Source organism: Nitrosomonas supralitoralis (assembly GCF_003011925.2).
Taxonomy (GTDB): domain Bacteria; phylum Pseudomonadota; class Gammaproteobacteria; order Burkholderiales; family Nitrosomonadaceae; genus Nitrosomonas; species Nitrosomonas supralitoralis.
In genome coordinates, this window is record NZ_PXXU01000074.1 from 1 (window position 1) to 10,984 (window position 10,984).

General features: G+C 40.0%; 10 protein-coding genes, 1 pseudogene and 1 other annotated feature. Of the genes and pseudogenes, 2 read left to right on the forward strand and 9 right to left on the reverse strand.

The genetic code is table 11. The annotated features are described in order from the left end of the window. Positions 1–190 precede the first annotated feature (190 nt). The 6 genes from C7H79_RS19560 to C7H79_RS15470 form a co-directional block, all read right to left on the reverse strand. Positions 191–337 (reverse strand): transposase, encoded by a 147-nt coding sequence (locus C7H79_RS19560; RefSeq protein ID WP_374058023.1) that lies wholly within the window; start codon positions 335–337, stop codon positions 191–193. After that, a complete protein-coding gene (locus tag C7H79_RS15450; RefSeq protein WP_197714657.1) occupies positions 288–1,043 on the reverse strand; it encodes a transposase in 756 nt (251 codons plus the stop codon). Before C7H79_RS15450 ends, C7H79_RS19560 begins: the two co-directional genes overlap by 50 nt. Positions 1,044–1,401: 358 nt before the next feature. Next, positions 1,402–2,196 carry a hypothetical protein gene (locus tag C7H79_RS15455; RefSeq protein WP_147383632.1) on the reverse strand — a complete coding sequence of 265 codons (795 nt, stop codon included), beginning with the start codon at positions 2,194–2,196 and terminating at the stop codon, positions 1,402–1,404. Positions 2,197–2,428: 232 nt separating this feature from the next. Next, positions 2,429–2,782, reverse strand: coding sequence for an ATP-binding protein (locus tag C7H79_RS19565; RefSeq protein ID WP_106708174.1), 354 nt, complete (start codon positions 2,780–2,782; stop codon positions 2,429–2,431). A gap of 434 nt (positions 2,783–3,216) precedes the next feature. Beyond that, the gene (locus tag C7H79_RS15465; protein ID WP_106708175.1) at positions 3,217–3,951 is read right to left on the reverse strand and encodes a hypothetical protein; all 735 of its coding nucleotides are present in this window, start codon (positions 3,949–3,951) and stop codon (positions 3,217–3,219) included. A 353-nt stretch (positions 3,952–4,304) separates the two neighbouring features. Further along, complete coding sequence (locus tag C7H79_RS15470) at positions 4,305–5,174, reverse strand: pirin family protein (RefSeq protein ID WP_106708176.1); 870 nt, start codon at positions 5,172–5,174, stop codon at positions 4,305–4,307. Between the two features lie 392 nt (positions 5,175–5,566). Here C7H79_RS15470 and C7H79_RS18120 point away from each other — a divergent pair, with 392 nt between their 5' ends. Beyond that, entirely contained in the window at positions 5,567–5,704 is a 138-nt protein-coding gene (locus C7H79_RS18120) for a hypothetical protein (RefSeq protein ID WP_172592474.1), read from the forward strand. A gap of 34 nt (positions 5,705–5,738) precedes the next feature. Here C7H79_RS18120 and C7H79_RS15475 read toward each other — a convergent pair. From C7H79_RS15475 to C7H79_RS15485, 3 genes and pseudogenes are all read right to left on the reverse strand, one after another. After that, positions 5,739–7,055: pseudogene (locus C7H79_RS15475) on the reverse strand (IS3 family transposase). Then, positions 6,696–6,812 (reverse strand) — a sequence feature (AL1L pseudoknot). It overlaps the preceding pseudogene by 117 nt. A gap of 129 nt (positions 7,056–7,184) precedes the next feature. Next, positions 7,185–7,925, reverse strand: a complete 741-nt coding sequence (locus C7H79_RS15480) for a hypothetical protein (protein WP_106708177.1) — start codon at positions 7,923–7,925, stop codon at positions 7,185–7,187. Positions 7,926–8,515: 590 nt separating this feature from the next. Further along, a complete protein-coding gene (locus C7H79_RS15485; RefSeq protein ID WP_106708178.1) occupies positions 8,516–8,779 on the reverse strand; it encodes a hypothetical protein in 264 nt (87 codons plus the stop codon). Positions 8,780–9,094: 315 nt separating this feature from the next. On the opposite strand from C7H79_RS15485, the gene C7H79_RS15490 reads away from it, so the two are divergent. Then, entirely contained in the window at positions 9,095–10,735 is a 1,641-nt protein-coding gene (locus C7H79_RS15490; protein WP_119983676.1) for a calcium-binding protein, read from the forward strand. Positions 10,736–10,984: the final 249 nt, after the last annotated feature.

Consider the following 10,984-nt stretch of genomic DNA (forward strand, 5'->3'; position numbering starts at 1 on the left):
GTTAACATCCAGTCTCCGAGATAGAGAACATCAAGTAACAATCTATATTCTTTTTTTGTAATGTTTATTTTCATATCCAATCTTTCCTAAAAAGCCCCACTGTGGACAATTGAAACCAAGCAATAACCTAAGAATGATTTACAACTAGTAAATAACTATTGGTTCATCCGGCAAGTGCATACTTTCTGATTCAACCGGCAAGAACGTAATTAGTTTCATGCAGCACCATAATTTTAAGTTTAAAGCACTCGGTATCTCTGAAACCATAGGCCATTTTGTGCAAGGTTTTAATCTTGTTGTTGGTGCCTTCCAACGACCCAGTTAGTTGATAAACCATTGAAATCGAAATAAGCCAGGATGCCCGAGCGGTGTGCCGCAATAGTTTTAGAGAATTGCTTGAGCATGTTGATATCCGAAGCAGCGGCTTTTTTTACCCATTCGTCCAATGCCTGTTGAGCTGAGGTTTTGTCCGGTTGATGCCAGATATTGCGTAACTCCTCTTTCATGTAATAGGCTGTTGCCAAGGGTTGATTGAGCTTTAATGCTTCATCCAGACGTTGACGCTCATTGCGCGTATCATTCAGGTTGTCAGGGTTCTTGAGCAACAGCCAGCGAATGCCCTTCAACACGGGTTTACCCAACCCATTCTCTGCTTCTCGTTGCAGATCACGACGCAGTTTTGTCAGTTTTTCATTGAACAGCATAATAATATGAAAGTGATCGAACACTACTAGCGTTGCATCTGGGATATTAGCCCGCACCGCACTGATGTAAGCTGAACCCATGTCGGTCGCATCCGCTTCAATCTGAGCACCTGATCGTTTCAAACGCTTCCAGAGCGGAATCAGTGCATCTGCGCCTTTCCCATTCCCAACAAAAATCACTGCCCCACGTTGAAGATCCAGAACTATGATTAAATAGCCCAGCTTCTTGCCTTGGTATATTTCATCCAGCGCAATGCGTTTTATCTTGGCTAATTTCGGCAACCGATAACGTTTATTCAGATTGCCTTTCTGTATCCCCTTAACTAGATCCCAGCTCACTCCCCTCGCTGAACTGGAAGGTCGATAAAGACTGCTTTTTGTCCTATCGATACTGTGCGGAAGCGTCGAACCAACTTTCCTCGGTAATGTATCTCGCGGCTTTTACATACCGGACATCTCAATCGACAATGATCCGACTGGATTGCGACAACTATGACGCCCGCAATAAAACAGGTACTTTGATAATAATAACCAACTATGCCAAAGGCGTGATACAGCAAACTGGTCGACATGTTGAAAAAATCTCATGATTGAAAATCAAAGATGATTTCAACCTTTGATTCACTTTCTTTCAACATGCCTTTCTGACTAACAGGTACGCACTTGCCGGATGAACTGATAAATTTATAATATTGGCTTATTTTGTATGCATAAAATTCATCACTCTTGTATAGTCATTACAAACGAAGGCGAGAATTGGATCTCCACTGTCTTTGCCGCTAGTCGGGATGCACGTCCTACTGGCTAATCGTTTATGTTCCTCTTGGCGAATATTTAATGCTTCATTAATTTTATTATTAATTTTGCTCATTTCAATACCATAACATGTATTCTTTGCTTTTTCTTTTTCTTTGTCGTTACAAACCAACCTGCGCTTCTTCTCTTTTTCAGTTGCTAATCTAAAAGTTCTATTTAGCAATTTACCATTCTCAATTAATAATTTAGAGTCATATTCAAATGTTCCCGTGGCAATTTTTTTAAATTTTTTTTCGATTACAATTTCAATATCGAAATCTGTTGTGTCTTTTCCTGTTAAAGCATATTTGTTCGGTTCTAGATAACGACAGTCATCTGCTTGCCAATGACCATTATTAGCTCTTAAGCGTATATCTTCCTTTTCAACAAAAATATATCCATGGCGAAGTTCATATGGTCCTTTTAAGTTATTACAAACCGTTTGGGATGATTGCTCACCAGGGAAAAGTATATGAGGAGTTGCAATGCGTAAGAGATAAGGCAAAATAGCAGTAATTACCGAAACTAAAAAAACCCCGAGAATTGTACTAATTTCCAATTCATACTTTCCTACTATGATTTTCTCTGGCCTTTTATCCTGTGCAGGGATTCTTTCTCCAAAGAACAAATGTTGCATTGAAAGTAGGGAAAGCACGCAACCTAATATAGTAATAATATAGACTAAATTCTCATTCATACCGAAAATCAAAAGTTTAATTCTAATTAAAATGTCCCCGTACAATACGAGGGGCTAACTACATACCAATAAAATAACTCCTGAATATAGAGGCTTTTTTCTTTTTCAGCAATTAGTTAAATCCTTTAAACCGCATTTGCAAGTACCTGAGCGCGAGGACGGGGCGCAGGCAAGGTGGTGCTGGTTAAAGCTGAGTGTCTCGCGTTAATTACAATGGACGATTACACGACAATTATGTTGGCCGGTTGGGTTTGTTTATTACATCATGATTTAATTGGTTTTTCATCCTATAGCTTAAACAATCTATTTCAACGATAGTTGCGTGATGGTTGATTCGATCGATCACGGCAACAGTCATCATGGCGTCTGGAAAGATCTGATTCCATTGGCTGTGACATGTGCTGTCAAATATGGAATTTATGCTACAAAATAGCGAACAGATTTGCATAGTAAATTGCATTGGTAAGATATTAACTAAAACCATACTGCTTTCTCTGTCGATTATAGAAACTTCAGTAATCTCATGAATTGCTTGTTGCCGCATTTTGAATTTTCGACGATGCACCAATTCACTTTTGCTTTCCATTGAGGCGTTGTTATGGCAATAAGCTTTGCGGTCTAAAGCGGAGAGGGTAATTACCAAGCAGATTTCTGCATAAGTTCGGTCCAGAGCCGAGAAATCGATTTATTCTGCTTATTTTTCGGGAAATATCGAAGTTCTGTCTTTATTAACAGTATGATTAAGAAGTTCTTGCTATGCTCTAAAATAAAAAAGGCATTAGCGTTTAAGCTAACCCCTATTCTATTTGGTAGATCGTGCCAGGATCGAACTGGCGACCAACGGATTAACAGTTTGGAACTCCGTCATCCATTAATTTGGTGCTCGGATTTAATTCTTTTAATCATCCTTAAATCCGATATTTTTAGTCTGGTTTAACCGCAATTCTGTCTATAGAGCGCAGGTAAAGTTAGCTTGGCAGTTCCAAAATTTCTGCTACCAACAATCCAGACGGAATTTACTTATATTTCCCCAGCTAATCCTAATAAACTGTGATCCAGCACACCAACCGTATCTACATCCCAGAATTCTTCAATAAGGGTAACAGTTTCATTGACCACAAGATCTGCTAGTGCCTGATCAGTATAATTAGCCGAATCTTTCAAATCTTCAATGAGTAATGAACGATACTCATTTCTATTACTTTCATTATGTGAAAATTGTTTTAGTTGACTTATTTCTGTTTCATCAAGATATGAGTATAAATTTATCAATGTGCCAAAAATCACATATTCTATACTTTCAGTGTTAGCTGGTAAATCGCCTAGGTTTGAAACACCTAATTCATCTGAAGTAAGTACATTATCAGCTAGTTCGTATCCCAACCAAAAAGGAGTGAAATAATATTCGTAGTCTACCGCACTTGTCCTTGCCTCGACTATTTCATTTAGTGAGGCAGTTGATAAAACTCCATTGTGATCATTATATTTAACAAGGCTTTCTAAATCCCCCAGAGAGGAATTTAATATTAATTTTACTTCATTTAACGATTTTGAATTTAGTCCAGAAGAAGAAAAGTAATCACTGATACTATCTGTTGAATAACCCGTTATATCGCTTAGATGCTTAATTGTTATTCCGGCATCATTCGCTAAATTAAAAATAATTTCTGGCTGATCAATATTTTCATTAATAAAATCAATGGCCAAGTCAACAGGAATTCCATAGTATTCTAAAACCTCTTGCCCAGTTGCCATAAAATTACTCCGTAATCCTTAGTTAGCTACAGTATGCATCAATCCAAAATGTCTCTTAAACAATCACGCTATCGGCAGGCTAAAAAATAACTTTAGTAGAAATAGAAATATTTTAATAACTGCTAGTTTTTATGCTGGCTTTTTATTGATTAGCATTGATAAATCACAGTGATAAATTGGTGACATATGACGTGGTCAACTAATTCTAGACAATCAAGTTAAGCAACTTTCTCCGATTTTTCTGTTTCTGCCTCATATTGATTTGGACTTCTGTATCCTAGGTATTAATACAGCTGATGACTATTGTACAACATAGAAATATACTGCAGTGATATGGGGGGTGTGAGTTCATATTAACCATCATTATCAGGTAAAGGAATAAATTCTTTGTCATCGCCTTTCACTTTTGCGAATCGTCCTTTTCGCCAATCTTGCTTGGCTTGTTCGATCCGTTCTCTTCGGCTTGAAACAAAATTCCAATAAATATGCCGCTCACTTAAGGGAGTGCCGCCTATCAAAACAATACGCGACTCTTTTGTAGCAGCAATAGTCAGGTCACCTGAATTTTCTACTATCATCATTTGGTATTGCCGCAAGGCTTCGCCATTAATAGAGGCATCGCCTTCTACTAGATATATAGCTGCTTCAGTAGCCTGAGGCAATTTGAGTCTCTGTTCGGATTGTAGCTTTGCTTCAATATATAGTGTTTCACAGAAACTAATTACAGGCGAAGAAACACCATACGCACTACCGATTAAGACACGAACCGAAATACCCTCAATGTTAACCAGAGGAAGGTCTGTATATGAATAGTGATAAAACGCCGGGGCAATTTCTTCATATTTTTCTGGAAGCGCAAGCCAGAGCTGCAATCCATGTTGTTTGTGTGATGTGTTGCGTATCTCATCACGCTCACGTTCAGAATGCGTAATTCCCTTGCCTGCAACCATCAAATTGATTTCTCCAGGACGGATTAGCTGATGATTGCCAAGAGAATCACGATGTAATATTTCTCCTTCGAAAAGATAGGTGACTGTTGCGAGATTTATGTGAGGATGAGGCCTGACATTGATTCCTTCTCCGGCATTAAATTCTGCTGGCCCCATATGATCGAAAAATATCCACGGCCCTACCATGCGTTGTTTGGCATGGGGCAAAATTCTGCGAACAGAAAATCCCCCCAGATCCTTCTTTCGTCCCTCAATAATATGTTTGATCGTCATTATCTTCAATATGCCTATAATTCAATGGATACGCTAACTACAACGGATGGATACTAAAATTATATCTCACGGAAAGCGCATTCTTTTGTTATTGAGCAGGGAGATTTACATTTTCTTGTTGAAATGTGCCTAGAATATCAGATTCTTTATCCCATAGTTAATGCGACAAAACCTTATGGACGAGTGAACCGTAGCAGGATTTGCCGAGGCGATTAGGAGTGTATGACGTCAATAGAAATTGGACAAATTGGCTGATGGCTTGGAGATATACTCAAAACCCATCACCTTCCGAGTGATTTGAACCCGTTTCTCCGTGCACGATAAAATCTAAACGCAATCAATCGTTACAAATATCGATCACCAAGGATGGTTGCCATCAACAAACTGCAACCATGATGCCAACACTGGCTGGCGGAGGGGTTATCATGGGTGGATTGATCGACTACGGAACAGGTGCTGTCTATGATTTGCATCCAAACCCTATGACAGTCAGCCTAGTGTGCGATAAAAAATTAACTGCTCAAGAGTAAACCCTTAGGCTAACTAAAAAACGAAGCGCTATGATCATTTCTGGTGTATGACAAGGGAAGAAGAAGCGGTGTAACCTAATGTCGAGGATCTCGACAGATCAAGGAAAACACCGCATGACAGAAAGTATGAATCGTCCCGATATTTCTGGAGACTTTTTTTGTTTGAGTCAGTCTGCCTCTGCTGACCTTTTAATTGGCGATAAAATGTCATTTCAAATTCCGTCGGTGGAATATTTCCAATTGGCTCCAGTAACCGGTGATTGTTGAACCAGTCAACCCACTCTAGGGTGGCAAATTCCACTTCATCAATATTGCGCCAAGGAGCTCGATGCCGCATGACTTCTGTCTTGTATAATCCGTTAATTGTTTCGGCCAGCGCATTGTCATAAGAATCGCCGACACTGCCAACAGAAGCCTCGATATTTGCTTCTGCCAGTCACTCTGTATAGCGAATCGACAGATATTGACAGCCATGATCGCTGTGATGGATTAACCCGTTGGTCTCCCTCCGTGTCCACAATGCCTGTTCCAGTGCACCGAGTACCTAATCGGTATGGAATGAACGGCTGACGCGCCAGCCAACAATACATCGCGCAAGAACATCCGTGATAAAAGACACATAAACAAATTCCATCCACGTTGCGACAAAGGTAATGTCCGCCACCCATAGCTGATTGGGGCGCGTCGCAACGAATTGCCGATTAATTTTGTCTGTTGGTCGGTCAAGCAAGTTATCCGCAATCGTTGTCCAACATTTTTTATCGCGCCCGATGCCCTGTATCCCCAGATTCTTCATCAACCGTTCGACTATACAGTGCGCAACGCGAATACCTTCACGCAACAGTTGACGCCATGCTTTGTTGGTACCATTAACTTTGAAATTACTCTCCCATACTCGCTGTATATCGTTTTCAAGTTCCTCATCTCGCTTGAGGCGATCAGCCAACCGATCAGGATCTCGATCACGCGCTTTGTGTTCATAGTAACTCGACGGTGCAATCTGAATTTGCCTGCAGATTGGCTCGACCCCATACCACGCTTTATGTTTATCGACAAATACCGTCATCACTTTGGTCGGCGGTCGAACTCCGCCTGCGCAAAATAAGCTGATGCCTTGCGCAATATCTCATTTGCCCGCTTCAGCTCACGATTCTCACGCTCCAATGTCGACAGTCCTCCTCGAATACCCTGATTGGTTTCTGACTGGCGTACCCAAGTTCGCAATGTCTCCGACGTGCAACCGATCTTCAGTGCTATCGATACCATCGCTGCCCACTGCGGGCTCATACTCCTTTTGGTGTTCATGCACCAGCCGAACAGTCCGTACCCGTACCTCCGGTGAATATCTCATTTTTTTTCATTACTCTATCCTCTCAAGAAATAGAGTCTACGGTAATTCCTGGGCGATTCGGGGTCAACTGATGCAGCCCGATTCAAACAAAAAAAGCATCCAGAAATATCGGGGCGATTCAGTGCCGCGTTATGGAGAGACAACAATATCACGCTGTACAATAACTTTAACAATCCACTCGAATCGAGGGAGATGAAGAATGATATTCCTATGCGTTTCAATAACAGAGCTATCTTTGCGATTATGGGCTAGTTCATTTCGTAGTTTGGTAAAGATCGTTTCTTGTCTTTTTTTTATGGGAGAAATGTCAATCGCAACATTTGGCTCTACAGATTTGATCAACTTGTCGGTTTCGACTTGGCTGTCTTTGCAACGAGATGAAAGAAGAGAGTAAAGAGAAATAAATTTTCCTATAGGCTCCTGAATTTCTCGAGAGAAATTGTAACGTTTAAGAAGGTCAAGATCGTATTTCTTGTGAAACAATGGGATAGAACTTTTAAACCAGTTCTCGGTTAGAATAGCCACTCCATGAATCGATGTTTGATTTACAGGGGGATTGAACTCTTCAAATGTACCGTTGGCCTCGTATAGCACCTTGCCAGTATTACGTAATGTCATATCGCCGACATATGAAAGAATATTCCAGAATAAGTCTATCTGTAGCTCGCTTTCTGCGACTGCGGATGCAATCATTGTAGGTCCCAAATGCGGGAGAGATTTTGCAATTTTGAAGTAATGCAGCCCAGTGTTTGAATCAACTTGCTCAATTTCTATTTCCGGGAAGACGCCGCCGAGTTTGACAGCCTGCGTTTCAAGTTGATTAACTTCAAGAATCGCCGAAAAGATGATTTTAATTGCTACTATCGCCATTATTGACAAATTGTAAGTGATTCATTCAAAAAATGTCTCATAATCTGGAATAGAATGTCGTGTAACACGGTTATGTTTTTCTAACCCATTATTTATCAATCAGCTTCTGGTTAAAAAACTCAGAATATAAAGTATAAATGCAGTATTCGGATTCTCTCTTGCAATTAACACAAGGAATGCAAATTCAAGTCTTTAATAATTAACCACCGAATATAAATTCTTCTTACCTTTAAAACAATCAGATAAATCTTATAATTCACCTTCATGAACACCTGGACGTAAATATGTAAGCGCAGGCAATGCGAGTAGGGTGGATGTTGTGAAGCGGCAACATAAATTCACAGGGTGGCCCAGACATTTTTGCCTAAGATCAGACATTGAAAAACAGATATCAGAAAAAAAAGAAACCCAGTACATTTAAAAGGAAGAGAAAAAATGTACGGGGCAAGTGTGCGTGATGGCTTATTTTCACGCAAGGAAGAACAAAAATGAAATTTACAATCATCCCAGCTACACGTAGAGAATGCGGCTGCTACTACGATGTAAATCACATAACTGATGAACAGTTGGTATATTACAAGAGAAATTATCTAATTGCAAACAATTCTCATTATCATTATTGGTAAAGCTGGAACTAATCTGCTCTTCGGTGAAGGACAATTAATTTTTGTCTCGCCATCTGTTGTCGATCCTCGCTCTGATCTGACCCAGCGACCAATTGCACTAAGTGATATCCCTAGATTATCCGCTGCTTGTTGATGAGCAGAGACTTTTTCTAGAACTAATTTGGAAGAATCCTGCTTAAATTCTAATGTGTATTTCGGTTTACATTGTTTTATTTGATTTGTATTCATCGTCACCTCGTTAAGACATTATAAATCTGCCTTTTAAAGTGCCCGGTTTAATTGAATCATTACAAAAGTGTGCGGTGCATTTGGATAAGTTTACATACCCCTACTGAAAATTTGATTTAGTTATAGCTGATATAAAATTTTTTCTCATTCCTTCTATTCTCTATCTTTAAATGCTCGAATATGCAATTCATGAATTGAATTTATTCATCTATATTATTATTTTATAAGAGTATTTGTATTGACTTAGAATTGCTCGGCAAGATAACATAATTGCTGAGTGGGTAATAACACTCACTCTTATTACGGAGTTCAAAAATGGCAACATTCACTGGGAATGATTTCAGCAACAAGATAACTGGAACAAGTGGCAATGACACAATTGATGCTAAAGGTGGTAATGATATCTTGATTGGCTTGGGCGGCAACGATAATTTATATGGTGGATCGGGTGACGACACATATGAGTTTTCTGGTAAATTTTCCACTGACATGGATCGTATTTGGGAATCGGCGGGTGGTGGAGACAACGATACGATACATATTATAACTGGTTCGAATGCAGGTGACATTCCCGCTTCTGCCGTGCGCATAGTAGGCATAAGTCGATATTTTGATAGTAGTAGTGTTGAAATCTTTGTCGATGGCTTCGGCATGATCCATCTGAACAATCAATTAGGTGAAGCCAATGTTGAGTGGCTGAAAATCGGTGCCAGTGATCGAATCTCTCTTACCGGTGGTTTACCCATGACGGGCAGCGCATTTAATGATGATATCAAAGGAACTCAGTTTAACGACACAATCAACGGTATGGGCGGCAACGATAATTTATATGGTGGATCGGGTGACGACACATATGAGTTTTCTGGTAAATTTTCCACTGACATGGATCGTATTTGGGAATCGGCGGGTGGTGGAGACAACGATACGATACATATTATAACTGGTTCGAATGCAGGTGACATTCCCGCTTCTGCCGTGCGCATAGTAGGCATAAGTCGATATTTTGATAGTAGTAGTGTTGAAATCTTTGTCGATGGCTTCGGCATGATCCATCTGAACAATCAATTAGGTGAAGCCAATGTTGAGTGGCTGAAAATCGGTGCCAGTGCTCCCATTTCACTTGAGTGGTTACCAATTAGCGTCGGCACTTCGATTTTACTTACGAGTGGTCTGAATATGGTAGGTAATGTCGATATTCAAACGATTAATGGATCTGCGTATAACGACACCATCGACGGAAAAGGAGGTAACGATACTCTGATTGGGAACTTGGGAAATGACACTTATATTGTTGGCAATACCGGTGTCACGGTCACTGAAAATTTAAATGAAGGCATGGATATCGTCAAAAGTAGTGTCAGCTTCAACCTGCCAGCGAATGTTGAGAACCTCACGCTGACCGGCACATTGGGGGTCAATGGTACAGGCAATGATCTTGATAACGTTATTACTGGAAATAATGCTGTCAACCAATTAAATGGGCAGGGAGGTAATGATACGCTCAACGGTGGAGGCGGTAATGATACGCTCAACGGTGGAGGGGGTAATGATAAGCTTAACGGCGGAGGAGGCAATGATAAGCTCAACGGTGGAGTTGGAAATGATACCCTTGATGGAGGCACAGGCACTAATAGTTTAACCGGCGGAACGGGTAACGATTTCTTCAAATTTACGACAACTGGTCACATTGACACCATTACCGACTATAACGTAGTCAATGACACTATTCAGCTTGAGAATTCGGTGTTTACGGCACTAACCACTACAGGTACTTTAGCCTCTGGCCAATTCAGAATAGGCACAAAAGCACTGGATGCCAATGATTTGATCATCTATAACAATATGACCGGTGCATTATTATATGATGCAGATGGTAGTAGTGCAGGTGCTGCTTTACAAATTGCTACGATTGGCGTTGGGTTGGCAATGACCAATGCAGATTTTTTAGTAGTTTAGGATTTAACTGAGGCTAATTGGGAACAAAAATAATTTAATATTATTTACCGATTAGCTATGGCGAAAAATGCATGATTATTTTTTAATCAGGATTATAAGGAAAATTTAGAAAAAACTCCTAGCCCTAATAATCTAAAGCTAGTAAGGTCCCCGCTTCGGCGGGTTTTTTTTGTATTGTTACTTTGTTATATAACCCCCATATAGCTTCGATGAAATTTTTTACCCTTAAAAGAACATATCATTAATTTT

Coding starts and splice junctions, on each gene's coding strand:
- C7H79_RS19560 (WP_374058023.1), bottom strand. CDS start 337: ATGGTTTATCAACTAACTGGGTCGTTGGAAGGCACCAACAACAAGATT.
- C7H79_RS15455 (WP_147383632.1), bottom strand. CDS start 2,196: ATGAATGAGAATTTAGTCTATATTATTACTATATTAGGTTGCGTGCTT.
- C7H79_RS19565 (WP_106708174.1), bottom strand. CDS start 2,782: ATGGAAAGCAAAAGTGAATTGGTGCATCGTCGAAAATTCAAAATGCGG.
- C7H79_RS15465 (WP_106708175.1), bottom strand. CDS start 3,951: ATGGCAACTGGGCAAGAGGTTTTAGAATACTATGGAATTCCTGTTGAC.
- C7H79_RS15470 (WP_106708176.1), bottom strand. CDS start 5,174: ATGACGATCAAACATATTATTGAGGGACGAAAGAAGGATCTGGGGGGA.
- C7H79_RS18120 (WP_172592474.1), top strand. CDS start 5,567: ATGATGCCAACACTGGCTGGCGGAGGGGTTATCATGGGTGGATTGATC.
- C7H79_RS15480 (WP_106708177.1), bottom strand. CDS start 7,925: ATGGCGATAGTAGCAATTAAAATCATCTTTTCGGCGATTCTTGAAGTT.
- C7H79_RS15485 (WP_106708178.1), bottom strand. CDS start 8,779: ATGAATACAAATCAAATAAAACAATGTAAACCGAAATACACATTAGAA.
- C7H79_RS15490 (WP_119983676.1), top strand. CDS start 9,095: ATGGCAACATTCACTGGGAATGATTTCAGCAACAAGATAACTGGAACA.